This window comes from Actinomycetota bacterium, from assembly GCA_023488435.1.
GTDB lineage: Bacteria > Actinomycetota > Coriobacteriia > Anaerosomatales > UBA912 > UBA912.
Genome location: JAMDCK010000057.1, coordinates 33,832 through 59,094, shown reverse-complemented (window position 1 = coordinate 59,094; position 25,263 = coordinate 33,832). Strand labels below are relative to the sequence as shown.

The window sequence follows — 25,263 nt, the reverse complement described above, 5'->3', positions numbered from 1 at the left end:
ATCTCGCGTGCGATGGCTGACATGCGATGCCTCCGTTTTCTGCCCGATTGCCCATGACCGGACTGTCCGTAGAGCGTCCTTGAAGATTCCGGAATGATACGGCAACGCTCTGCCGATGTGAAGGGAGCGCGTTGCCTCAAAATAGAACCTGAATTGACAAAGTAAGTGCAAATGCTCTTGCACTTAGTCTGGCAGGGCTCTTCGCCCCCTGTCGTGCGACCTATATTCCTGTGGTGTTCTATCCTCTGCTTCAGCCCACCGTCCCGTCTCCGGCGGACTTTAGCGACGCAGAGAGGAGCATACAGATGCCGGAGAACCCCCGTCCTTACCACCACTTCAGTTTCGATGAGCGTTGTGAGATCCAAAGGAGGCTCAACTCGAACGAGTCCGCAACCTCGATCGCAAGAAACCTAGGCAGGAGTGTTTCCTGTATCACCCGCGAGATCAGACGCAACCGCAGAGACGATGGATACCGGACGATGCCCACCAGGATGGTGGGCCTGTGTGTGCACTATAAGAGCTGCAAGGTCAAGGCACTTTGTCGCATGTGTACAAGGCGGCGCTGCGCGAGTTGCAGCAAGGTGCGCTGCACCAACATCTGCCCTCACTTCGTCGCAGACGTCTACAGAAGAAACGAATCGGCTCCGTTCGTGTGCAACGGATGTGCTTCGATCAACGGCTGCCGATTGCACCGCTACCGCTACGATGCCAAGCTCGCACATGCCCTGGCGACCTCGCGGCTTTGTGATTCGCGCAGTGGTATCGACACGACATCGGAGGTCTTCGAGAACATGATCGCCACGGCCGTTCCGCTGATCAGGGACAAGGGCCAGTCGATAGCGCATGTCTTCTCGGCACACCGAGGCGAGTTCCCCTGTTCAGAGCGTACCTTCTACCGCTATGTCGATCTGGGACTAGGAGGCATGAAGAACCTCGACCTGGTGGCCAAGTGCCGCTACCGGCCACGCAAAGGCAAACGGACTGTTGAGCGCTTTCGCTGCCCGGACGGGCGGGGCTATGCGGACTTCCTCGCCCTTCCTGAGGATGAACGCCTGTCCGCAGTCGAGATCGACTGTGTCGAAGGCGTGCGCACGGATACGAAGGTCCTCCTCACGATGCTTCTCAAGAGGATCTCGTTCCTCTTCGTCTTCGTGCTCGAGGAGCATACCCAGGAGTGCGTGGCTGCGACCTTCGACATGATCGAGTCCATCGCAGGCGAGCGATTCGAAGATGTCTTCAAGCTCATCCTTGCCGACCGTGGACACGAGTTTCGCGACTATAAGCGTATCGGGAGAGACGGGCGTGTCGCTCTTTACTACTGCGACCCCGGACGTGCTGACCAGAAAGGTTCGGTCGAGAACTGCCACCGCCTACTTCGCCGTATCGTCCCTAAGGGAACCTCACTTGAGAATTTCACGATGCGGGATGCGGCAATCGTGGCAAGTCACGTGAACTCGATGCCGCGTGCATCGCTTGGAGGCGCATCGCCATTCGATCTGGCGCATCACGTGCTGCCGACAGGGATATTCGAGGGGCTGGGACTCAAGCACATCGCACCAGACGATGTCGTGCTCAAGCCCAGCCTCCTCAAGGGGGGATCACACCCCGGATAAAGCCTACACCAAGGTTCCCCGGAACGGCTCGGGCATATTGCAAGTCGAAGCGCGCCTTTGCACTTAGTCTGGCAGACGATGTGACAAGGGCTTGATCAAGCATGCCCTCGAAGCAGATCCTGGGGCTGCAGGGTGTATGGGGAACCGCTCCTGTGGGCCATCTTGCGGGCCAAGAAACAGTCTTTCACCATGGGATTCTTGCACTAAGTGTGGCAGACGTTCAGCACTGCCCGATATTTGCACTTACTTTGTCAATCAACCCTCAAAATAAAAGTACTCCAAACTGATTCGATGCCTCAGAAAAAAGGTACTCGAACCGGTCCTCGCCGGATCGACCGGCGAAGGGCGGAAAAGATGCCGCTTACGATGGCAGAGAAGAAGGCGATCACGCGAGAGATGCACCGCCGATACCGGAAGGCATCGAAGACACAGAAGGCCAAAATGCTCGACGAGCTATGTGCCCTTACGGGCTGGAACAGGAGCTACGCGTCACGGGCACTCAGGCGCGGGCCGAGAAGGAAGCGAAGTGGCCCGGAGACCCGCGGACGGAAGAAGACCTACACCGCCGAGGTGATGTTACCGCTTCGCAAGGTCTGGGCGAGCCTGGATTTCGCATGCGGCAAACGTGTGGCCGCAGGTATGACAGACATCCTGGATGCACTGGTGCGCGAGAGTGAGCTCTCTTGCGATCAGCGCTTGATCGACAATCTCCGCACGATGTCGGGCGCGACAATCGACCGCATGCTTGCCCCCGACCGAGCCAAGCCGGCCTTCAAAGGCCGCTCGAACACCAAGCCCGGCACACTGCTTAAGTCCCAGATACAGGTCAGGACAGGTACGGAGTGGGGCGATGCCCGCCCTGGCTTCATCGAGATCGATCTCGTTGCCCACTGCGGAGACTCCACCAAAGGTGAGTACTGTAACACGCTCGATGCCACCGATATCGCCACGGGGTGGACAGAGACGCGGGCCGTGCGCAACAAGGCACAGGTCCACGTCTTCGCAGCGCCTCAAGACATCGTGGCCCACCTGCCGTTCCCACTTCTCGGAATCGACTCGGATAATGGCATCGAATTCATAAACGACCATCTCTACCGCTACTGCGAAGCGCGGGATGTGACATTCACGAGAAGCCGTGCGTATCGCAAGAACGATGGCTGCCACGTCGAGCAGAAGAACTGGTCTGTGGTGCGTCAGAACGTAGGTTACGCGCGATTCGACACACCAGCAGAGCTCGATGTCTTGAACGAGATCCACGCACTGGTGCGCTTGCACACGAACTTCTTCATGCCAAGCGCCAAGCTCATCTCCAAAACCCGTGACGGCTCGAAGGTCACGAAGCGTTACGACAAACCGACCACGCCGTATAGGCGCGTCATGGCCTCAGATGACATCGGCAATGCGATCAAAGACAAGCTCAGGGGACAGTTCGAGACACTCAACCCTGCGGTCCTAAGGAGGAGGATAGGCAAGCTACAAAACGCGCTCTACAAGCTCAACGCAAGCAAAAACCCGAGATGGAAAGAGGAGGTGAAGGCATCTGACTTCGAGTACCTTTATAATGAGGCAACGAATAAGTCGTTCGAGTACCAATTATTATGAGGCATCACGGAGAGGAGCGGGTGATGGGCGCGTAAAGATTCGGGGGTCTGTTCTCAGTTCAGGGGGTGGAACATCGCGAGGAACTGCTGGCGTGTCGAGAACGGCCATAGGTGCCCAGCCGGAGGCTCGTACCCCTTTCCATCACAGAGTACCATCTCGTAGCCCGAACCGTACTCCCGTTTCTCGGCCATGGCCTCACGGCGTCGCCTGTCCTTTACCTTGAACGCAATCTCCCTGGCTGGCACCGGCAGGCTCTCCCCCGATGCCAGCGCTGCCCTGATGCGTGCCATGTCACTCGCTCCCTTAGCCGACCAGGCACCGCCCCACACCTTCATCCTCGCTGCGTAGAGGTGTGCGTTGGTTCCCTCCATCGTGCCCATGCTCGGTGCCTCGGCCTCGATCGAGGCCCCGTTGCCCCTGATGTAACCAACAAGCGATCTTGTCTTCTTCTCGTCGCAACTCCCGCTTGCGATCCGTGACTCCAGCTCTTCAAGAAGCCCATCGATATCGCTTTCACGGAGCAGGTCGAACAACGGTGCCGCTTTACGGGGATCCAAGCAGGCTGACTTGATGGCGCGGTTGACGTGCCAAGGATCGAGCTTGTGGATCACCTTCACCCCGTGCATGTAGTCGGCAAGGGAGCCACACCACTTGGCCCCGTCGCTTCCCGAATAGCAGCGCTGCAAGGCGGGAAGCGAGTAGTGGCCCGCCACACGTGCCACACCCTCTTCCCAGAAACGCTTCGGGCCCCCACAAGCGCATGATGCACGACCCCTACGCGCTTGCCTGCCTTTTTGTCTTCGTAGGCGCAAAGGGCCTTGATCTCGACGCCTTTGCCCTTGCCGTTTTGCAGCGCGACCCAGATGCCGTCGGCCTCGACCCTTATCTCCTCGCTCTCCCTTACTGCATCGGGAGCCAGTCCGAGGTCGAACAGGTCGCGGCGGCGCTCCTCCGCCTGCGCTTCGAGCAGGTCACCGGTGGCTCGCAGCACGCTCATGGTCGTCATACCCGAGACACCGGCATCACAGTGCCGGAACAACACCTTGGCAGCGCGTTCGTAGGGGATATCCGAACCGAAGAGCGCAAGTGCCTGGAATGCTCCTGGTGAGAGGCGCTTCCTTGACGGTAGTGCCAAGATCTCGTCGAGATAGGTGCGCCTGTCACCGTACTCATCGACGTAGATGCGTCTGAAGCTCACCTCGCCGCACTCGGCAAGGACCCTTCGTGGACGCGAATCCTTGACCCGCCACTCCTTGAGTTTGCCCACAAACAGCCGCTCGTCGAAGATCTCCAAGGCCTCAGACATGGCTCCGGCAAGCATCCCGAGTACATCTTGAAGCGATCTGGTCTCTGCTTTCTCGAAATCCTCGTACCTGACGATGTGGTCGAAGCAAAGTCCGACCAGAAGTGACTTCAAAAGCGCGATATCATGTTGCATGCGGGTTTCCTCTCTCTCCGGGTATTAGACACACCAAGAGTAGAAAGGAAACCCGTACTTGCTTCAAGACCGTTCCGGGCCCGCACCCCCCAAAACCTTACGCGCTAGCAGGTAGTCCACGGTCATCGCAGGGCTACTACCGCCCCTTGTCGTGAACCAACCAGCCACTGTCAGCGGAAGGACGCACCATCACGACGTCCAGACTCATCTCTTGATCGCCGGTGGTGGCGAATGGTCGCTCGGCAACCAAATGGAATACCGCTACTTGATAGGGGTCATGCCCCAACACATCGCGACATACCTGCCGCATGGTTTCGTCGTCCAGATACTTGCCCGGCCTCTCCAGGGTGATGACCCTCATCTGAGCCCAAGATCCCGCCTGTTCGGGCCAAGAAGGTTGTGTGAATATGTAGTGCGTATACTCCGCGGAAGTCTCAAGCAGCACCTCGGTGTCGCCACTGGAGAGCGCGTCGAGGTGACGCATGAGCACACTTCTGGCAGCAGCGACGTCCTGCTCACCCACCACGACGGCCTCTTCTACGGACCGCGAGTCCGTGGCCCCATCGTCGAGTCTCACTGCTTCCGGCGTGCGTGGCGTACAGCCAACGAGGATTACCCCGAGGACCGCTACGAGCACAAGCGGTGTCCATGGACGGGTGCTGCTCACCTGATCCTCCATTCCGCTATCTGTCGAAGGTTCCAGCTCTGAATACCAGCCTACGCATGTTGCAGTTGGACCCTCCCCAATTCGCAATCAAATCGTCCGCGCGACGGTTCAACATGTCCGCCGAATGCTGACACACGAATATGCGGTCCCACCACATAGGGCCTATCAGATTGTCGTGAACAACTGAAACATAGACTGAGTGGCCGTAGTTGCCGCTACTCCCGTTGCGGACCTGCAACACATCGCCAACGCGAACGTCTGCGGGGTTGATTCCAGTGAACCTGGCTCCGTTGTTGTGGCCCGTGGCCATAGGTCCGCGTGTCTTGGTGGAGTTAGTGACGTATGTCCAGAAACTCATTACGGACTCCCAATTCGGCATTCCACCCCCAGTGCCGCCATGCCAGACGTTCCGAACCATCCGGACCATATTAGTGATGTTGCTTCTACTCGCGGCATCGCTGGAAGGAACGAATCCGCCGTACGCGGCCCATACACACTGTGAGACAAAGTTCGTGCAGTTCGCACCGCTGGCGTAGTAGAACCATCTTGGGGTGCCTCTGGCCGCAAACCTTTGCGCGTAGATACTGCCGCGACTGCCACTGTAGGAGTGCAAAGCGGTTGCCAGAGGCTGAACGGAGGAAGCGCTCAAGCCATCTGCTCCATGTTGCGAAGTCGACTGCTGGACCGCCACAGGGCGCAGCTGATCGGCGAACTGACGAAGATTCGATATACGTTCTCGTCTGGCGATATCAGACGCATCTCTCGCTGACCGACCTCTGCTGGTCTTGCCAGAGACCTCTTGCTTGAAGCGCTGGAACTCCTCGCTGTCACTATCGATGGACACGATTCGCCAGTCATCGGCCTTACGCACCAGTCTGAACCTGTGAACCACGTTGTAGATGCCGGAATCAACCTCTGGAGAAGATGCATAGTGAAAGTCAACATCAACCCGTACGGTCACATCCGCCGTAGTTCCGACGACACGAGTGTTGACGAACTCGGTCCTCAGCGAATAGTCTCCCCAGCCGGATTCCAGCTCCCGCGCAGTCTCCACTTCAACATCGCCCCAGGCTTCAGCCACGGCGGTTTGGTCTGTGGGATCAACGGCAGCCCCAACGGCGGCACTGCTGTCCAGAGTCACAAGCCGACGAAACCTGGCGTCAAGGTACCGGACCACTGTTGCTTGCACGGCATCCCTCGGACCTTCGGAAGCAATTGCGCTTACCCTGTCGACAGCTCCAAACACGCACGCAACCGCTACGAGTGCGACTACTCCCCACCCCATCAGCTGGCGTGGAAACACTATCCTACGTACCATGATTCTCCCCCCTCCACCGCTTCAATTCTTCATGCGAAGATTGCACAGCCTGCGACATTCGTCAACCCCTCTCGTTGCCTCAGGAAGCATCTCAATGTTAGGGGTCAGGTGTAGTTCCCACATAGGTTGTTGACAGGCGAGGACCCCTTCCTGTCGGTTGTTGGTTGTCGAAGCCACAACCGAAGAAGGAGGTCCTCATGTCACATCCTAACGCCAGATTGACCATGCACGGCAGACTTGTACTCGCAAAACGTGTGGAGGCGGGCTGGACGGTAAGTGCGGCCGCACATGCGGCCGGCGTCTCGCACCAGACCGCAGGTAAATGGGTGGTTCGGTACCGCACTCTCGGCCCCGAGGGTCTTGTGGACGCGAGCTCGCGGCCCCATCGCGTCCGTCCATCTGTGCCCGAGTGCCGACGCCGCCTGATCATCAAGGCGCGCCTGCGCCACGGCCGCGGCCTCACTGGCTGTCATGGCGCCTGAAGCTCGCCCGCTCCACGATATATACGGAGGTCCGGTAGCTATCTCAGTCGCATACGTTTCCAGCGGGATGCTCTTCAGCCTCAGCCACACGGTGACACCGATGCCGACACTCTGTATCCAATATGCTGTAATGAGGTCGGTAAGCGCCAGCCCCTGCCACAGGGCCAGCACCAGCGTGACAATGTTGGTCACAACGATGCCTGGAAGGGTGTTGCCGAGGGTTCGATTGATTGCTTGTGTCATGCCCCCACCAGTCTGTGTCGAATTCTACTCCGGTGGCCGCGGCCCCCGCAGTGCGGCTGCGTGGTGCCCTCGGCACGATTCGAACGTGCGACACCAGGTTTAGGAAACCTGTGCTCTATCCCCTGAGCTACGAGGGCTACTCGGCAGGAACGCGGATGACTCGACGCGTCGTCGAGGCCACGGTATCTTATCATTGTGTTGCCGATGTCGGCTAGGCTGGTTACCTCGCTGCTTACACCCGCCGAAAGGATGCCCGCTATGTGCAAACGACTGATGCTTCTTGTCCTAGCGCTCGTGATGGTTGCGATGTTCGCCGCCTGCGCTCCGACTTCCCCGCCCGCGACCGACAATGCGGCGCCTCAACCCGAGCCCGCGCCGACAGAACCCGCTCCCCCAGCCGCCGGAAGCGGTCTTGCACCCGGCCTCTACGACATCGAAGGTGGGCAAGCCCAGGCTATCGGCGAGCTTAGGTGGATCGACCTCGAAGGCGGCTTCTGGGCCGTGGTCGACACGACCGCGGCCGGCGACGGCAAAAACGTCGCGGTGATCGCGAACGGTGCCGAGATCACCCAGATGCTGGAGCCGCTCGAAGGCATGCACGTCAGCGTGATCGGCGAGCGCTTCGAGGGCGCTTCGATCCGCATGGCCGGACCGGAGATCATCGCCGAGTCTGTCGAGGAGTTCTCACCCGGCGGTGGCCCCGCTCAGTAGGGTCGACGCACGTCATACGGCACGACGTTCTCGGCGACTATCGCGATGCCGCGCTCCGGGTTGTTCTGCACGATGCCATCGACGATGTAGGCCGAGTCCTTGACGATCGTCTCGGCGGTCTTGGCGAGCACGTCCTCGAACACCACGACATCCAAAAGCCCCGTCGCGTCCTCCAGCGTGAGGAAGCACGTGCGCTTGCCCGAGCGGGTGGGCGGCGTCTGAGCGCGCTCGCGCAGACCGGCGACCCGCACCTGCGTGCGATCGGGGATCGCGGGGATCTCGGCAGCGCGCGTGACGCCGCGCGCGTCGAGGTCGGCTGCAACGATCTCGAGCGGGTGCGCGGTGAGCGCGAGCCCCATGAGCTCCATCTCCGCCGCGAGCTTCTCGGCGGTCGGCCTGCCGCTTGAGGCCCCGCCGAGGCCATCGAGTGCCCCGATGCGCTCCAGCGACTGGGCCGCAGTGGCGTCGGCGTGTGTCCGCCGAAGGAAGTCGCCGACATCCGCGAAGGGTCGGCGCACACGTTCGCGCTCCACCTGGGCGAGTAGGCGTTGCGGCACGCCGCGCACTCCGCGCAGGCCGACCCTGAGCGCGCGACCGTCGGCTTCGACCGTGTAGCGCGGCATCGACTCGTTGACGTGCGGTCCGCGGATCTCGATACCGTGCCGCCGGGCGTCGTTGATGACCACTCGGCCCGAGTAGAAGCCCATCGGCAGGTGGTTCATGATCCCCGCCGCAAGTTCCGCCGGGTAGTGGGTCTTGAGCCAAGCGCTCGCGTAGCTGATCACGGCGAAGCAGGCAGCGTGCGCCTTGTTGAATCCGTAGGCCGCGAATCCTTCGATCTGCCGAAAGACCTCCTCGGCGACGCTTTGCTCGACCCCGCGCGCGACCGCCCGCTCGATGAAGCTCTCGCGGATGCGAGCCGTGTCCTCGTGGCTGCGGCCCCGCGTCATGGCGCGGCGTAGCATGTCGGCTTGCGCGAGGTCGAATCCGGCGACCGCGCGGGCAACCAGCAGGACCTGCTCCTGGAAGACGATGACGCCGTAGGAGTCGGCCAGCGGTTCGCGCATGCTCTCGTGCGGGATGACGACCGGCTCGAGTCCGTGGCGGCGTCGGATGAACGGCGTGATCATGTCGGCTTGCAGCGGGCCAGGCCTAAACAGCGATATCTGCGCGATGATGTCCTCGAAGCGTGAAGGCCGCAGGCGTGTCGAGAGGTTGCGCTGGCCGCTGGACTCGAGCTGGAACATCCCCACGGTGTCGCCCGCAGCGATCCCCGCGAAGACCGCGGGGTCGTCGGGGATGAGCTCGAAAGGCTCGGGGACCTCCTCGGCGCCTTTGCGCGCGCGGGCGAGCGAGACGGCCTCGCTGATCGCCGAGTGCATCCGCAGCCCCAGGATGTCCATCTTCACGAGCCCGAGCGCCTCGATGTCGTCCTTGTCGTACTGCGAGACCACCGTGCCCTTCGCCGCCCACTGCAGAGGCGTCCAGCTCGCAATCGGGTCGCGCGTGATCACGAAACCGCCCAGGTGGGTTCCCAGGTGCATGGGGCAGCGGTCGAGCTCCTCGGCAAGATCGAGCAGCAGCCCGAAGCGCCGCTCGTCGCGCAAAGGGTGGTCGTGGCACTCGGGGTACGCCACGAGCGCGTCGCGGATGTGTCGCGCCCGCACCCACGGCAGGTACCGCGAGAGGCTGTCGACCTCGGTCCTCGGCATGCCGAATGAGCGTGCCACCACGCGCACGGCGCTTCTGGCCGTCATCGTGTTGACGGTCGCGACCATCGCGACGTGTGCCTCGCCGAAGCGCCGGTAGATGAAGTCGATGACCTCGTCGCGCCTGGCCGAGTCGAAGTCCACGTCGATGTCGGGCATCTGGCGGCGCTCGGGGTTGAGGAAGCGCTCGAAGAGCAGATCGTGCCTGACGGGGTCGGCATCAGTGATCCCCAGCGCGTAGCTCACGATCGAATCGCCGGCGCTCCCCCGCCCTGAGCAGCGGATTCCGCGCGATCTGGCGTGATCGACGATCTCCTTGACGACCATGAAGTACTCCGAGAACCCCATCGTGTCGATCAGCGATAACTCGTGCTGCAGGCGCGAGATGGCCTCCGGGACCAGCGGCCGATACCGCCGCTCAAGGCCGCGCCAAGCCTCCTTCGCAAGCGCCGAGTAGGGCGTCTCGCCCTTCGGGATATCCGCCGAAGGGAAGTGGAAGCGCCCCAGGGGCAGCTCGAGCTTGCAGCGCTCGGCGATCTGGAGCGTGGCGTCGCAGGCTTGCGGGACGCCCTCGAAGAGCTGGCGCATCTCGGCGGCGGGCTTGAGCCACAGCTCCGCGTTCGACCTGCCAAGCGGCCCCGGGAGCGGCATGCGGGCGCCGACCGATGCGAGGACGTCGTGCAGCCGATGACCGACCGCCTCGAGGTAGTGCACGTTGTTGGTGGCGACTACCGGCAAGCCCGCCTCGGCAGCTACCGCAAGAAGCCCCCGCAAGAGCTGCGGGCTCCCGGGTTCGAGCTGGTTGACGAGCTCGACGTAGAAGTCGCCCGGCGCGAAACAGCCCGCTAGTCGCTGCAGGGCGTGCCGAGCCCTCGTGCGCGACCGCGAGCCGGCCGCAACCGCACTCGGCACCTCACCGCGCGGACAGCCCGAGAGCCCTATCAGCCCCTCGGAGTGTGCGGCAAGGTCGGCGAGCGTGACGACGGAGGGCTCGCTCGGCCCGCGCAGGTGCGTGCGGGAGAGCAGCCGACAGAGGTTGCGGTAACCCTCGATGTCCTTGCATAGCAGCGTGAGGTGGTAGCCGGTGCCCGAGGCGCGCCCGAACCCCGTGCGAAAGGATGCGTCACAGAGGCGCGCGTCCGGTGGCAAGTCGGACTCGTCGGCACCACGGATACCTGCGGGCTCGACCACGACCTCGCACCCGATGATCGCCGAGATGCCTGCATCCCGGCACGCCTTGTAGAAGCGGATCGCACCGGAGAGCCCCTGGTGGTCGGTAAGCGCAAGTGCCGGCATCCCGAGCTCCGCCGCACGCGCGACGAGCGCGGGCAGGGACGCCGCGCCGTCCATGAAGCTGAATTGCGAGTGTACGTGCAGATGCACGAATCCTGAGGGCATGGAAGCGGCCTGTCAGTCCTGCACGCCGACAAGATGCCACACCTTTTGAAGCCGGTCGTACGTCAGGTCCCAGACGCCTCCTCGGGCCAACACCCTCCAAAAGCGTCTGGAGCGCCTTTCGCTGGGGTCCCACCATCGGCGTTCGATCGCCCACGTCTGCACGACCGAATCGACCTTGTAGCTGCGCCCCGCCCGCGTGAACGAGACGACCCTGCCCGAGACGGGATCCAGCGTGACCTCGACGAGCTCCTTCACGCGCTTGGTAGCGCACGTGTCGGCATTGCGCTGCAATCGGGATGCGACGAACACCCACGGGGTGGAGAGCAGGGAGCGCACCAGAGGCTCCTTGTCCCGCCTGGGCTCAAGCAGCCCGAGCTGGTGCCCTTCGGCGGAAGGAGCGAAGTTCTTGATTGCTGAGTTGCGGCCCATGGCGGGGAGATCCTTGTCTGCCGAGGAACGAGAGGGGAGAGGATCGACTTTTTTCATGACTTCCTCCCGCAGGACTCTTCGTCGCCGCTCGCGTCACTCGACAGCTCCGCCTCGATCTCCTCTACCGTCGGCAACGCCGAACGCAAATCTTTCGGCAATGCGCGCGTCAACTCATAGGTTGAAACACCAATGGGTCTGTCGATGCCCGCGAAACTGTACTCGGCGAGCAGGCGGTTTCGCGTCTGGCATAGGATCAGACCGATAGTGGGGGCATCCGTCGGTTGCTTAAGGAGATCATTGACGGCGTTACAGTAAAAATTGAGCTTGCCAGCATACTCGGGCTTGAATCCCCCCTTCTTCAGTTCGATGACCACAAAGGCTCTTAAGCGCAAGTGATAGAAGAGTAGGTCGACATAGAAATCCTCATCGGCGACATCGAGCCGGTACTGGCGACCCACAAAGGCGAATCCCTGGCCGAGCTCAAGCAGGAACCTTTCAAGGTGCTTAACGAGTTCGGTCTCTAGCTCGCTTTCCCGAAATGGCTCGGTAAGCGTCAGGAAATCGAAGATGTATGGATCCTTGAGGGTCTGTTGAGCCAGGTCGGAATGCGCCTCGGGAAACAACTCGGCGAAGTTCGAAACCGCCTTACCATGACGGGAATGGGCGCATGCATCGATCTGAAGGGCCAAGGCATTGCGGCTCCAACCGTTGACGAGAGTCTGCTCCATGTACCAGCGACGATTAGAAGGACTCTTGATCTTCTGCATGAGGATGACATGGTGCGCCCAGGGAATCGACCAAAAGATGGATGCGGGCAATTGTGCAACCGGTGGTTGCACTTTTTCTGAGGAGCCCGAATCCAGAAACTCAGCGGGATCCGGGTACTCGCGGTAAAAGGCAAGCATGAGCTTGATGTTTCGCTCGGAGAACCCCTTCGCGTCCGACAACTCGTTCTTCAGCGCACGCGCAAGCCGCGGAACAACCGCTGCCCCCCATCCTTCCTGTTGCTGACGTTCATCGATGACTCGGCCGATGTCCCAATAGAGGGAGACGAGCTCGTTGCTGACGGCTAGCACCGCCCTCCTCTGCGCACTTTGGATGCGCCCCTTCACGTCGAAGAGCAATGTTGCGAATTCAGTGCGGTCCACGACCGTTCGTTTGATCGCTGAGTTGCGGCCCATGGCGGGGAGATCCTTGTCTGCCGAGGGGACGACAGCGTGTTGGAATTCCCGGCTAAACCATTATACGAACACATGTTCGCATACGCAAGTGCTCACTCTCCTATAGGAGCCAAAAAATGACCGCCCCTGATCGTTGACTCCCACTTCCGCTGGCAACACTGCTTGCGAAAACGAGCGGAATCCAAGACCATGGATGCAGCAAACGCCAAAGGAGGAGGGGTATCTCGCGTGGACATTCAGCTCATCGGTTCGGCGATTCTGGCTCTTCTGGCATTCATCGCCATCACCATCTCTTTGATGATCGTCCCGGCGTGCCTCGGAAGGAATGCCAAGTTCGCGGCTATGGGAAGGCAATCGCCATCTTGGTCGGAACTTGATGAGATCCCGCTATCTTGGGAATCGGGATCAGCGATCTTCGTGGTGGTCGACGTAGCGATAATGGGGCTCATCGCTCTGGGAGCTCCCCTATGGCCCGACTCGCCGATAGCCTTGGCTCATATTGTGACCATGGCGATTGGAAGAGAGCCGATAAGCCCAACGCTCATCGTAGTCTACATGGCTCTGATGACAACGGTGTCCTTCGTCACCGGATACCTAGTGACCCACTGGGGATGGCGAGCCCGGTTGGAGGAAGAGGCCGTTTAAGCACCTCTCAGTGCGAGCATCACATCGTCATCGGTCACCTGATCGAACTGCCTGTAGAACTGGCTGACCGAGTAGAACACCTCCGGCTCTTCCAAGGCCACTAGCGTGGCGATCCCCGATCGGATCACACGCGCCGCATCGGCAGCTATCACTGGGACCGCAAGTATGACCGAGCCGGCCTTCTGTCGCTTGAGGTAGTCGACCGCAGCGAAAGCCGTCAGGCCAGTAGCAATGCCGTCGTCGACGAGTACGATCGTCTTACCGGAGACATCGATGGGCTCTCGGCCGATTCGGAAGAGATCCCAGCGAGCCCGAACCTTATCGTGGATGGGCTTCGCATAGTGCATGACCTCTTCCATCGAGTAACCGGAGTGGGTGTTGAGGGTGACCTCCCCTTCGGAATCGACAGCACCGATCGCGTACTCGGCATTCCATGGGGCCGGTATCTTGCTCGTAACGATCACGTCGAGTGGCAGGTCGAGTTCCTTGGCGATCTGAGCCGCCACGATCACCCCGCCGCGCGGGATTCCGAGGACTACCACGTCGGAGCGCCCTGCGATCTCCTCGGCGAGTCGCGCTGCTAGAAGGGTCCCTGCGTGGGTCCGGTTCTTGAACATCCCCGCTCCTTCCGTCACCTTCATATACCCGAAATCGAGGACGGGTATGCTACCGAGCAGCCGGAAGTCGCCTTAGCGCGCGTCACACACCGGACGGCGCAGGTGTATCTCGTCGCGGGAGAGGATCCCAGAGAAACCCGCCGCCGCCGAGCCGGAGTCATCCACGAGACGCCCGATCGCGATGTCGGAGATCGTGAATCCGTGGCGCTGGTAGAAGTAGAGCAGCGGGATGTCGTCGTTGGAGACCGCGACCCTGACCAGGGGCAACCCGCGCGAGCCCGCGTAGGCGATGGCAGCCTTGAGCAGCGCCGAGCCGACCGAGCGACCCTGGTGCTCCGGATAGACCGAGAGCAGGACGATCACCAGGTCGCCGCGAGTCACGGCCATCGAGAGCAGTCCCGCGAGCTTGCCATCCACCTCGGCGATCAGGTTTATGCCCGCTGTGATGTCGTAGGTGCGGTCGAAAGCGTCGACCTCGATCTCGCCGAGCGCTCGGTCGCAGATCTCCTCGATCGCCTTGCGGTCCGCCGAACGCGCCTCTCGGACCTCGAAATCGATCTCACCGCCCGGGAAGTGTTCCGCGCACATGATGGTCATGCGCGCCTCGCCAAGGGGAAGGTCCTTCGCGCAGGAAGGGCAGCGGTACTGCGGGTATGGCATGTCGAAGTCTGCGACTGTCATCGGTTGCACGCTCGTTTCGTAGGCTCGTGTGAACGACTACACTGCGCATACATTTATACAGGTTCTTACCCGATTACGCACCCGCCGGGTCCGTGCGTTAGAATCGAGGCAGCGACACACCCTTCCGCCCGACCGACCCGTCCACCACTACCCGCCGAGGAACGATGGCCGCCAAACCGCTGTATATCGATGAGCACCCGCTGTTCGCCGAGAGACTCCCTGCGATCCGGCTGCTCTACACCGACCTCGACGGGACCATGCTCGGGATCGGCGGCTCGCTCTTCATCGACTCCAAGAGGCGGCCGTCCCTAGTGGCTGCCGAGGCGATCGTCAGCATCAACAGCGCCGGTCTCGAGGTCGTCATCTGCACCGGTCGCAACCGCATCCAGGCAGCGGAGATCGCGAGGTTGTGCGGCTGGCGAGGGTTCATCGCCGAGCTCGGCTGCGTCGTGGTGCCGGACCGCGGCGCCGAACCCATCTACAACACCGGCGTCTGGGCTCCAGACTCGCTTCGTTCGGGCGAGACACCGTTCGAGGCGATCGACCGGGTCGGGGCGCTCGATGCCTTGCGCGAAGCGTTTCCCGGCAAGATCGAAAACCACACCCCCTATCACACGAACCGCGAGGCGACCCATGTCCTGCGCGGATCGCTCGACATCGAGGCCGCCAAGCAGGTCCTCGGCGAGCTGGATCTGCAGGTCGAAATCGTCGACAACGGGGTCATCCACCCGATCGCCACCACGCTTGTGGAGGTGGCCGAGGTGCACGCGTACCACCTGATGCCCGCGGGCGTCTCCAAGTCCTCGGCAGTTGCGCTCGACCTTACCCGCCGAGGAGTGGACCCTGCCCACGCGATGGCTTCGGGGGACTCGGTCGCCGACGTCGGGATGGCCGATGCGCTCGCGCTGGGCGTCGTGATGGGCAACGGCCTTGATGACGCTTCCGTCGCCGAAGCGGTTTTGGCCCGCGAGAACGTTGCCGTCACGCGCGGTCACCGGAGCGAGGGCTGGGCCGAGATGGCGATATCGTGGCTGGACGCGATCGCGCATGGGTGAGCGCGATGCCAAGGCGGAGTTGCGCCTGGCGATGCGTGCGGCTCGCCGCTCGATATCCGCCGAGGACCGCCGCTCACAGGCAGCAGCAGTCGTCGCCCGCGCGCTCGCGCTGCCCGAAGTCGCACGCGCCACCCGCGTGCTCGGGTACGCCGCCGCTGCCGAGGAGTTCGACCCGGCACCGCTGCTCGAATCCCTGGCATCACGCGGAGCCGTCGTCTGCCTGCCGAGGATCTGCGGCCGCGAAGCGCTTTCAGCCCACGTGCGCGGCCCGGCCGAGGCCCTCGAACCCGGCCCTTTCGGCATCTTGCAGCCCAGGTCGGAGGCTCCCGAGGCGGATCTCGCCACACTCGATCTCGTGATCGTCCCGGGCATCGCATTCGATGCGCAGGGTGCGCGGCTGGGATTCGGTGGCGGGTACTACGACCGGCTGCTCGCGAGCGTCCCCTCGGCGGTCAGGCTCGCGCTGGCGTTCGACTGTCAACTCGCCGAGAAGGTCCCAGAGGGCGAGCACGACGAGCGCGTCGACTTTGTGGTCACGCCGGCGCGGTTGATCCGCGGTTCGCGGGTGCGCTAGGGGAGCTCGTCAAGCGTCACGAAGGTGTAGCCGCGCTTCTTGAGCTCGCGGATCAGCGGGCCCAGTGCCTCGATGGTGGTCGCTCGCTCCCCGCCGCCGTCGTGCAAAAGCACCACCGCTCCCGGCCGGACTCCCGCGAGGACATCAGCGACGATTCGCGAAGCCGGTGGCTTGCGCCAGTCCTGAGGGTCCACCGTCCACATCGCTGTCCGCATGTCGAACCTTGCGACTTCCTTGTTGACGAGCGCAGACGTCCGGCCACCGGGTGGGCGGAACCAGCGCGGCTCCACGCCGGCGACCTCCTGGATGGCCTGCTGCGCCTGAGTGACTTCGTTGCGCACTGCCGACGCGGAGGCGACGTCGAGGCGCGAATGCGCTTGGGTGTGGTTGCCGATCGCATGACCCGCGTCGCGAACGCGCCTGGTGATATCGGGATGACGGCGCACCTGGCTGCCGACCATGAAGAAGGTGGCCCGGACATCCTCGGCAGCGAGTACTCGCAGGATGGCGTCGGTCTGGCCCGGCCACGGACCGTCGTCGAAGGTGAGCGCCACCACCTGTCGGCCGCCGTTGATGCCGTGGCGGCGAATCACCATGGGCTGCGCGGGCTCGATGACCTCGTCGGCGAACACCCGCGCCGATGCAGAGCCGATCGCCTGACGCTTGACGCCAACGGACCCAGGATGCTCAAGTGCTTGCAGCGGCCCCTCGCCGACGTACCTGATGGTGATCGGGTCTACGACCTCGGTCACGGTCTCGCTTTCCGCGACATCGGCGCCGGTTGCGCTCGTGATGACGTCTCCGTCCTGCAGCGGTGTGTCCAGCGCGAGCCGGACCCCGTCGCGTGACAGCTCGGGCGAAGCGCCCCGGCCACGAGCGACCATCTCGCCATTGCGGTCGACCAGATCACCCGCCGAGGAGACGTGCCACCCTTGCGCGAACACATCGGCGGCGGTCATCGGTCCGACCCAGGCCCGCTTCACCCCGTCGACTTCGACTTCGACATGCGCGAAGGCGGGCAGCGAGACCGCGCCCAGTGCCGCAATCAACACGACGGCCGTCATCAGGCGCAGAAAATCGAGGCGCGCTTCCGGCGGGCGCCCTGGTGACCGATAGCCCATGCGCCCTCAGCTCGATATTCTCGCTACGCGCCCGCGAACCAGGGTCATCAGCATCTCGCGGTCCATGCGGACCATCGACTGCGGAGTGCCAGCCGCCGGATACAGCACTTCGAACCTGCCGAGCGAATCGTCGACCAGAACCGGCAGCTCCTCGGGCAGATCGAACGGCGACACGCCGCCGATCGCATACCCGGTCGCCTCACGCACGGTCTCCGCCTCGGCCATCCTCACCTTGCGGGCACCAAACTCGGCCGCAATCGCGTCGGTGTCTCCTCGGCGGTCTCCGGCCACGAGTGCCACGACAGGCGAGCCGTCGGCGACAAATACGATCGACTTGACGATCTGCCCCAGCTCGCAGCCCATGGCGTCAGCCGCCATCTGCGCTGTCTTGGTCGACTGCTCGAAGGTCACGATCGCGTCCGCCAAGCCGCAAGCGTCCAGGGCCGCCCTCACCCGATCCGCCGAACCTGCGCCCCGCGCGGGCTTCACGCCCGGCTGCTGCGTCATCTGCCGTCTCCCCTCGACTCGATGGACGGCGACGGCATGCGCATGTTGCGCCTAAGCGGGATGCGCAGCGCCTGCAGCATGCTCTCGAGGTTCTCGGTCAGCGATACCAACGTCTTGAGCTCCAATCTGAGCAGCGGATATTGTGGATGCGGCACCACGATGGTGAAGCCGTTCCTTTGCAGGAAATCGAGGCCGATCATAGGCTGTGCGGAGATATCCGCCTCCTGCGTGGTCGCGTAAGCGTACACCGTCTTCTCGCCGCGGGATACCAGATCCTTGAGTGCCGCGCGCAACAGCAGCGTACCCAGGCCGCGGTGCCTAGCCTCGTCCTGTATGTGCATGCAGGCGATCAGCACGCTACGACGTTCGTCCAGGGCGCCGTGCAAGTTCCCCACCTGACGCAAGTACTCCGGAGGCGCATACTTGATAAAGCCGAGGATGTGCTCTCCCTCCATCGCCACCAGCCCACACGGACCCCACTCGCTGGCGACCCAGCGGTGCCAGCGACGAGCGCCATCCAGGTCACACGCAGCGCCGCAGCGAACTTCGAGCGGCTGGGCGGACTCCCAGAACATGCAGCCCTGACAGGCCCCCGGCAGGGCTTCCAGGCTCTGGTCTTCCAGCGGTCTCAGTCGTCGACGCAACTCGAGCTCCTTTAGTCCTTCTCGTCCTCGCGCATGCCTTCGGAGAAGCCGTCGCGAAAAGCCTGCCAGCTCGACGTCGAACGCTTGACCGCTTTTGAGGCCAGGTCGCTTTTGGCAGCCTTCCCGGCGGCATCGGCGGCGGCTTTCACTGCTCGCTTCGCGGCCTTCTCGGCGGCGACCTTGACGACAGCAGCGGCCTGACCGGACTTGGCAGCCACGCCACCCGAGAGCTCGACAGCGAGTGCCTCGTTGCGAACAACCACGGCCCCGCGCGCTGGGTCGAAGCCCACGACCGTCGCGCCATCGAGTTCCTGCCTGCCGACAGCGATATCGGACGTGACCCCGCGTGTGATCGCCATCTTCTTGACACTTCCGTCATCCGCCGAGAACCAAGCCTCGCGCACGTATCCAAGCGCCTCGCCGCGCTCGCTTTGCACCGGCATCATGCGCCACACGACTGTGTCATCCCAAGAAAAGCCCATCGCCTTCTCGGCGGCCTTGCCCACAATCGGCTTTGCCGAGGTGAACTCGAGCTCCTCTTCGGCGATGCGCACCTGGTCGAGGGGCACGAAGCGTGGCTTGCGCTTGATGACATATCCCAGCGGCTTCAGCCGGATCTGAACGCCGATGACCTTCGGTTCGCGCGGATGGAAGAGCGCATGCTCAACCATGCCGATGCGTCGGCCGCGCGCATCGGAGACCGGAGTATCGACCATGTCGAGGGTTGAGTGCATGTTGGAGTAAGCGTACAGCACAAGAGCCGACGCGTGAACAGCGTCGGCTCTTGATGTGCGGCTTTCGTAACCCTGGTCGGCGCCGACTTCAACGTCGACCTCAGGGCAGGTAGCTCTCTACAGCGGCGGAAGACCGCCCGCTCCTGCCGAGGGCCTCGGCTTACCCAGATCATCAGCGGCCCTCTCGGCGACGCTGTCGAGAGTCTCCTGGGCTTTCTTCTCAACGATGTCGGTACCGGTTTTCACGGCCTCAGCGGCCTTGTGGGTAGCCTCCTTGATTACAGGAACTACCTCGACAGCCTTCTCACGAGCAACCTCGGACACACTGTCGACCTGCTCTTTCAAGCGATCGCGAGCATGCTCGATCTTGACCCTGAGCTCATCGGTCTTCTCGACAGCGACTTCGCGTCCCGTCTCGTAGACCTCTGTGAACTTTGCCTTGCCGGTCTCACATAGGTCCCTGCCTTCGGCAAGATACTTCTCGGTGGCATCAGCCAGCATCTCACGGCTTTCCTTGCCCGGCCTTGGAGCATAAAGGACACCAAGCACTGCGCCGAGGAGACCCCCCAGCACGAACGCTCCCAAGAAACCTCCACCACGCCTGTAATCGTACATATCCATGCACCTCCGATAATAAGGTCTGGTCTTCCGGTCGCACGTACCGAATCGCCTCCGGTCCGTGTCGAAGTGCTTCCAACAAAGAATATACCCTAACGCGCCCACATTCCATCTGCACCAACCGCCGTGATCGTGTACGACTCTGCCTCTTCTTGTACTCCGCACGCGCCCCAATCGAGAAAATTGCGAAATTGAAACAATTTATGCGTGGCGCCTTAAACTTGGGTATAAATTGAATTATTGTGTGCCGCCCGCCTACTGATGTGGCTTGCGCACGCTCGGGTTGACGGACTCGCGTTCTTGAGTCCGGTAAGGGTCAGTATGGGGGTCTCGAGAATTCCGCTCGAGCAAAACCTAGAGAGAAGGGGCAGTAATGAGGAGTGATTCGATCCAAAGTAAGGCAATCCGAATAGTCATCGCGCTATTGATGGTTGTCACGCTGTGGCCGACGGGGGGCACTCCGGCCTCCGCCGCACCGCAAACTACCGGTGAGCCACCATTCGTCCAAGCTGCAGCTGACGGAGATGTCAGGACGCAACTGCGTCCTATGACAGCTCGAAGAGTCGTCGTCCAATGGATGCCGGGAATACCTCGACAGCAAATCGAGGCAGCCGGCAAGAGACTCGGGTTCCAAGTGGTGCGCACATCGCAGGAGCTCGGATGGGCCCTGGTAGAGCCCACTGAAAGGCGGGTCACGCCCGATGCGCTCATCGGCAAGCTTCGTGAGGCAAGACTGACCTTACGTGCCGAACCGGAGCGAGTGTTCCAACCGCAAGCGGTGTTACGCCCGAACGATCCTCAGTTCAACACGTTGTGGGGTCTCGAGAACACGGGTCAGACCGGAGGGACGGCTGATGCTGATATCGACGCAACCGAGGCATGGTCGCGTCTAGGCACGGGATCCGCCGAAGTAGTCGTTGCCGTTATCGACACCGGTGTCGACATCACGCATCCCGACCTCAGAGGTAACCGCTGGGTCAATCAGGATGAGATCCCCAACAACAACCGCGACGACGATCGTAACGGGTACGTCGATGACCGGTTCGGTTACGACTTCTTCAACAGGGACGCGACTGTGTTCGATCCAGCCGACGGTGATCAGCATGGCACCCATGTCGCTGGCACGATCGGCGCCGTCGGGGACAACGGGATAGGTGTTGCCGGGGTCAACTGGGACGTCACCCTGATGCCGGTGAAGTTCTTGGGTCCTTGGGGGGGCACTGATTTCGACGGAGCAGAAGCGATCGTATACGCGGTCGACAACGGCGCCGATATCATCAACGCCTCTTTTGGGGGCGGGTACTCAGAGATCATGCAAGAGGCCATTGAGTACGCTGCACAGCACGGTGTGCTCTTTGTAGCTGCGGCTGGTAATTGGGAGGAAAACGTCGATGAGCTTCCCGACATCAACTTCCCGGCCTCTTCGGAGAGCACGAACGTTATCACTGTCGCAGCGACCGACGATACCGACGCCCTGGCCTGGTTCTCCAACTTCGGCAGGAACTCGGTTGAGGTAGCGGCTCCAGGTATGGACATCAACTCGACGGTCCCGTGGAGCACCTCGGCATTGTTCATCGACTCGCCGCAGTATCGTTTGGCCTACCTCGCAATGGCCGTTGAGTCCATTGAGTCGACTGTGACTCGCAACGATATCATCACCCGATCGGTGGCTCAGGTGGGCGCAAGATCGACTACGCCCATCATCGTGGTGGACGATTCGATGCCTGTTTTGACGGAAGAGGTCGCGGGAGAGCGCCTCCAGGTCTACCTCGATACTCTCGCCGGTGCGGGATACACCAATGTCAGTACATGGAACACCGAGTCGCAAGGTGTGCCAACCCGCTCCGCCCTCAAGGGCCGGGTCGTGTTGTGGTTCACGGGTGCCACCGCGTTTGGATGGTACGGCGAACCCACTCTTGATGAGGCTGAGCGCGCCGTTGTAGGTCACTTCCTCGACAACGGCGGGCGCATGGTCATGGCCAGCGGTGAAATTGCCACGGATCTAACGGTCTTCGGTCACGATTATGAGTGGTTCGAGAAGTATTTCAAATCTTTCGCCACGGATTTCTGGATATGGGGATATGAATTTCGCGGGATGCCCGGTACGCCGTTCGCAGGCATCGCAGGGAGCTTTCCCGAGAGGTATAAGACTCCGGATGAAAAGCCTTGGCCGACAGCGCTTGACAGCGTCTTTCCGACCGACCCCTCCGCTAGGCCGATGCTGCAGACAGGTGGGTATGGCAAGGCCGACGGGACCTCTATGGCCGCACCCCACGTGGCCGGCGCCCTCGCGCTTCTGCAGAGCCATTTTCCACAAGCTAGCCCAGACGAGCTGAAGGCTCGCCTCGAGAATACTGTCGACCGGTTACCTCACCTGGCTAACATTCTGTCGTATGGTGGAAGAATCAACATCGATGCGGCAGCAAGCGCATACCCGGGAAGACCTACGATCACGTCGCCTCGCCCGAGCGATCTAATCCTTGGCGGTGGACAGAGTGCAATTCGGTGGACCCCTGCCGTTGGCGGGATACCGAACGCTGTGTTCGAGGTGGAGCAAGGTCTTCCCGCGCCCACGACTGGCTTCGACTTCGAGGCCGGGGATTTGTCTGCATTCGAGACCACCGGCAGCTTGCAGTGGGAGATAACAGAGGACGTGTCGATCGTTCACTCCGGGACTCGCTCGTTGAGATCGGTGGCGGCGACTGAGAATATGTTCGTCGATGGTTCGATCGCAACGACAGTCACTATGGCTTCGGAAGGTAGTGTTGAGTTCTGGGTCCGCCACGACACCGGCTCGGACTTCTCAGCTGCGGGCCTGGCGGTCAATGGTCGGATAACGTGGGAGACGGCTGATTCGCTGCCTTGGACCAAGGTCACGGCTGATCTGCATGAAGGACCCAACCGCCTCGAGTGGTTGTTCATCAACCTTCAAGGTCCGGGCGAGCCGAACTTGATCGCAATCGATGACATCCAGATCCATGAATACCAGTACAGCGCTGTGGGAACCGCGCCCGCTGGAGCCAGGGAGATTGCTTGGTCGGTTCCGTCGGTAGACACCGATCAAAAGCGAATTCGCGTACGCGCTGTAGCGGACGGAGTCTCTTCCCTGTGGGCGACCACGCAGGGCTTCCGGATAACCACCGATGGCGAGGCGCCTGGAACCCCTGCCAGCCTCATTGCAACTCCCGGGATCGACGGGGATGTCGGGTTGTCGTGGCAGAACCCCACCGACGCGGACTTCGAGTCAGTCCGTGTGCTTCGTCGCTCCGACGCGCCGCCACTAGGTCCGAACGACCCGGCAGCGACAGTCGTGTATGAGGGCATGGCCGAATCCGCCCGTCAAACACAACTGGTAGACGGCTCCATCCATCATTTCGCAGTGTTCGCGCGTGATGCAAATAACAACTGGTCGGATGGCGCTCATGCTGAGGTCACCGCCGTCGATACCGTCGCGCCAGAAGCTCCTCAGCAGCTCGAAGCTAGGACCGTCGGAGGCGCAGTGGTGCTGACGTGGGTTCTTCCGGAGGAAGGCACCTACTCCGGTGTACGAGTCGTTCGGCGCACGGACGCTCCTCCGACCGGCCCGAACGATCCTGCTGCAGGGCTTGTGTTCGATGGACCCGGTGCTTGGGCCAGCGATTGGGCTCTCGCTGATGTGCCACAAGAAAGCACTAAGGCCTACTACGCCGCATGGTCCTATGACGCTTCTGAGAACCTCTCCGAGGTGGTATTCGAGGAAATCTCCGTCGATACGCTGGCCCCCGAAGGGGAGTTGCTGCTGAACGACGGGGCCGCCCACACAACCTCTCCCATCGTTCGCGCTGATTCACTCGTGACCGGTGCTACAGAGATGCGGTTCCACCTCAATGGCATCAGAGAAGACGATGAGCCCTGGAAGCCCTTCGCCGCTACGACTTGGCTCACGCTGCTCGACCTAGATGGTCCGCAGACGGTCATCGCCGAGTACAAGGATGCCAGCGGGAACATCACGGAGCTGCAGGCGGAGATCTACGTGAATCTGGATCCCCCAGCTGCGCCTACCGGCCTGAGTGCGAGCCCATGGGGTTCGCGGATTGAGCTAGTTTGGGACGACCCCAGAGCACCGGTCGATCCGCTGGAGTCGAGCCATGAGGCCCTCCCTGCCGAAGAGCTCTCCGACGTGGTGGGCTGGAACATCTACATCGGCAACTCGGAGAATGGCCCATTCACCCAGGCGAACGAGGTGTTGCTGGAAACACCTCGGTTCTTGGCAAGCTCACTGAAGCCCGGCAAGACATACTGGTTCAAGCTCCAGGCCGTGGACGCCGTTGAGCTAGTGAGTCCCTTCTCAGACAGTGTATCCATCACTGCGGAGGAGAGCGTCGATCGACGCTCGGGCGCTGATCGCTTCGCCACAGCGGTCGAGATCTCAAAGGCCAACTGGGATCAGTCGGATACGGTCATCCTCGCTTCAGGTGCTGGTTTTGCCGATGCTCTTGGAGCATCGAGTCTTGCTGGCGTCTTTGACGCCCCGATCTTGTTGACACAAGCGAACGTCCTGCCTTCGGCTGTTGCAGCCGAGATTGAACGTCTGGGAGCCACTAGGGTGATCATCGTCGGCGGAACCGGAGTAGTTGGCTCCACTGTGGAGACCGCGCTCAAAGCCAAGTATGCGGTGGAGCGCATAGGCGGCGGTGACCGATATGAGACGTCCGCTCTCATCGCAGAGAGAGTAGTGAGCGAGCTTGGCTATGAGTACTCAGGAGAGGTCTTCGTAGCCAGTGGCCTTTCCCATGCCGATGCATTGTCGATTGCTCCTTTCGCTTTCAGCGCAAGAACGCCGGTACTGCTGGTCGACCGCCTACCCAGGCCGGTGATCGACGAGGCAGTGGGCAATCTGGGTGCGGTTTCGGCTGTAGTTGTCGGTGGAAGCGGTGCCGTTCCTGAGGTCGTGGCCGAGTCACTCGGTATTCCGTTCATCCGTATAGCCGGAGCGGATCGCTTCGCAACCGCGGTTGCGGTGGCACAGCATGCTGTAGACACCGGGTGGGGCACACCAGACCACATCGGAATCACCGTCGGCACGGCATTCCCCGATGCGATTGCGGGCGGTCCGGCTGTGGGAAGGAACAACGGTTTGATGCTCTTGACTCGGTCCGATGCATTGCCCGAACCCACAGTGGGGGCATTGTATGAGTGGGCAGAGACAAACCGGAGGATCGATATCTTCGGGGGCACGGGTGCTGTGTCAAATGCTGTCCGGGATGAGATTCGAAACATAGTGAGGTAGATAGAGC

At 61.8% G+C, this 25,263-nt stretch carries 20 protein-coding genes, 1 tRNA gene and 1 pseudogene; 7 read left to right on the top strand and 15 right to left on the bottom strand.

Translation table 11 applies throughout. The annotated features are described in order from the left end of the window. Positions 1–305 precede the first annotated feature (305 nt). Complete coding sequence (locus M1617_07825; protein MCL5888176.1) at positions 306–1,613, top strand: IS30 family transposase; 1,308 nt, start codon at positions 306–308, stop codon at positions 1,611–1,613. Positions 1,614–1,979: 366 nt separating this feature from the next. Beyond that, positions 1,980–3,215 carry a hypothetical protein gene (locus M1617_07820; GenBank protein MCL5888175.1) on the top strand — a complete coding sequence of 412 codons (1,236 nt, stop codon included), beginning with the start codon at positions 1,980–1,982 and terminating at the stop codon, positions 3,213–3,215. A gap of 53 nt (positions 3,216–3,268) precedes the next feature. On the opposite strand, the pseudogene M1617_07815 reads toward M1617_07820, so the two are convergent. The 5 genes and pseudogenes from M1617_07815 to M1617_07795 all read right to left on the bottom strand — a co-directional run bounded on the left by M1617_07815 (position 3,269) and on the right by M1617_07795 (position 7,500). Beyond that, a pseudogene (locus tag M1617_07815) lies at positions 3,269–4,521 on the bottom strand (UPF0236 family protein). A 268-nt stretch (positions 4,522–4,789) separates the two neighbouring features. Continuing rightward, positions 4,790–5,320, bottom strand: a complete 531-nt coding sequence (locus M1617_07810; protein MCL5888174.1) for a hypothetical protein — start codon at positions 5,318–5,320, stop codon at positions 4,790–4,792. Positions 5,321–5,336: 16 nt separating this feature from the next. After that, entirely contained in the window at positions 5,337–6,638 is a 1,302-nt protein-coding gene (locus M1617_07805) for an amidase domain-containing protein (protein ID MCL5888173.1), read from the bottom strand. A gap of 200 nt (positions 6,639–6,838) precedes the next feature. Continuing rightward, the gene (locus tag M1617_07800) at positions 6,839–7,363 is read right to left on the bottom strand and encodes a DUF6498-containing protein (GenBank protein MCL5888172.1); all 525 of its coding nucleotides are present in this window, start codon (positions 7,361–7,363) and stop codon (positions 6,839–6,841) included. 61 nt (positions 7,364–7,424) lie between these two features. After that, positions 7,425–7,500 (bottom strand) — tRNA-Arg (locus tag M1617_07795). Between the two features lie 121 nt (positions 7,501–7,621). On the opposite strand from M1617_07795, the gene M1617_07790 reads away from it, so the two are divergent. Beyond that, entirely contained in the window at positions 7,622–8,074 is a 453-nt protein-coding gene (locus M1617_07790; GenBank protein MCL5888171.1) for a hypothetical protein, read from the top strand. Here the strand turns inward: M1617_07790 and M1617_07785 are convergent. Genes M1617_07785 through M1617_07775 form a run of 3 tightly spaced genes read right to left on the bottom strand, consistent with a single transcriptional unit; the run spans position 8,068 to position 12,791 of the window. Next, entirely contained in the window at positions 8,068–11,166 is a 3,099-nt protein-coding gene (locus M1617_07785) for a DNA polymerase III subunit alpha (GenBank protein MCL5888170.1), read from the bottom strand. The two genes, M1617_07790 and M1617_07785, sit on opposite strands and share 7 nt — an antisense overlap. A 27-nt stretch (positions 11,167–11,193) precedes the next feature. Continuing rightward, positions 11,194–11,667: a hypothetical protein gene (locus M1617_07780; GenBank protein ID MCL5888169.1), complete on the bottom strand. Its 474-nt coding sequence runs from the start codon at positions 11,665–11,667 to the stop codon at positions 11,194–11,196. Next, positions 11,664–12,791, bottom strand: a complete 1,128-nt coding sequence (locus M1617_07775) for a PDDEXK nuclease domain-containing protein (protein ID MCL5888168.1) — start codon at positions 12,789–12,791, stop codon at positions 11,664–11,666. The genes M1617_07780 and M1617_07775 overlap by 4 nt, the downstream gene beginning before the upstream one ends. A 228-nt stretch (positions 12,792–13,019) precedes the next feature. Between M1617_07775 and M1617_07770 the strand changes: the two genes are divergently transcribed. After that, on the top strand, positions 13,020–13,436 hold the full coding sequence (locus tag M1617_07770) for a hypothetical protein (GenBank protein MCL5888167.1): 417 nt from the start codon (positions 13,020–13,022) through the stop codon (positions 13,434–13,436). Here M1617_07770 and M1617_07765 read toward each other — a convergent pair. Together M1617_07765 and M1617_07760 are read right to left on the bottom strand one after the other, a co-directional pair. Then, complete coding sequence (locus tag M1617_07765; GenBank protein MCL5888166.1) at positions 13,433–14,053, bottom strand: phosphoribosyltransferase; 621 nt, start codon at positions 14,051–14,053, stop codon at positions 13,433–13,435. The genes M1617_07770 and M1617_07765 overlap by 4 nt on opposite strands. A gap of 72 nt (positions 14,054–14,125) precedes the next feature. Beyond that, positions 14,126–14,734, bottom strand: coding sequence for a GNAT family N-acetyltransferase (locus M1617_07760; GenBank protein MCL5888165.1), 609 nt, complete (start codon positions 14,732–14,734; stop codon positions 14,126–14,128). 164 nt (positions 14,735–14,898) lie between these two features. On the opposite strand from M1617_07760, the gene M1617_07755 reads away from it, so the two are divergent. Together M1617_07755 and M1617_07750 are read left to right on the top strand one after the other, a co-directional pair. Further along, positions 14,899–15,789, top strand: coding sequence for an HAD hydrolase family protein (locus tag M1617_07755; GenBank protein ID MCL5888164.1), 891 nt, complete (start codon positions 14,899–14,901; stop codon positions 15,787–15,789). Next, positions 15,782–16,363 (top strand): 5-formyltetrahydrofolate cyclo-ligase, encoded by a 582-nt coding sequence (locus M1617_07750; GenBank protein ID MCL5888163.1) that lies wholly within the window; start codon positions 15,782–15,784, stop codon positions 16,361–16,363. Before M1617_07755 ends, M1617_07750 begins: the two co-directional genes overlap by 8 nt. Here M1617_07750 and M1617_07745 read toward each other — a convergent pair. From M1617_07745 to M1617_07725, 5 genes are all read right to left on the bottom strand, one after another. Beyond that, positions 16,360–17,415: a polysaccharide deacetylase family protein gene (locus M1617_07745; GenBank protein ID MCL5888162.1), complete on the bottom strand. Its 1,056-nt coding sequence runs from the start codon at positions 17,413–17,415 to the stop codon at positions 16,360–16,362. The genes M1617_07750 and M1617_07745 overlap by 4 nt on opposite strands. A gap of 75 nt (positions 17,416–17,490) precedes the next feature. Next, positions 17,491–17,991, bottom strand: coding sequence for a YbaK/EbsC family protein (locus tag M1617_07740; protein ID MCL5888161.1), 501 nt, complete (start codon positions 17,989–17,991; stop codon positions 17,491–17,493). Beyond that, the gene (locus M1617_07735) at positions 17,988–18,635 is read right to left on the bottom strand and encodes a GNAT family N-acetyltransferase (protein ID MCL5888160.1); all 648 of its coding nucleotides are present in this window, start codon (positions 18,633–18,635) and stop codon (positions 17,988–17,990) included. Before M1617_07735 ends, M1617_07740 begins: the two co-directional genes overlap by 4 nt. A gap of 11 nt (positions 18,636–18,646) precedes the next feature. Further along, entirely contained in the window at positions 18,647–19,390 is a 744-nt protein-coding gene (locus tag M1617_07730) for a hypothetical protein (protein ID MCL5888159.1), read from the bottom strand. A 96-nt stretch (positions 19,391–19,486) separates the two neighbouring features. Then, positions 19,487–19,984: a YtxH domain-containing protein gene (locus M1617_07725; protein MCL5888158.1), complete on the bottom strand. Its 498-nt coding sequence runs from the start codon at positions 19,982–19,984 to the stop codon at positions 19,487–19,489. 376 nt (positions 19,985–20,360) lie between these two features. Between M1617_07725 and M1617_07720 the strand changes: the two genes are divergently transcribed. Then, positions 20,361–25,256, top strand: a complete 4,896-nt coding sequence (locus tag M1617_07720) for a S8 family serine peptidase (protein ID MCL5888157.1) — start codon at positions 20,361–20,363, stop codon at positions 25,254–25,256. Positions 25,257–25,263: the final 7 nt, after the last annotated feature.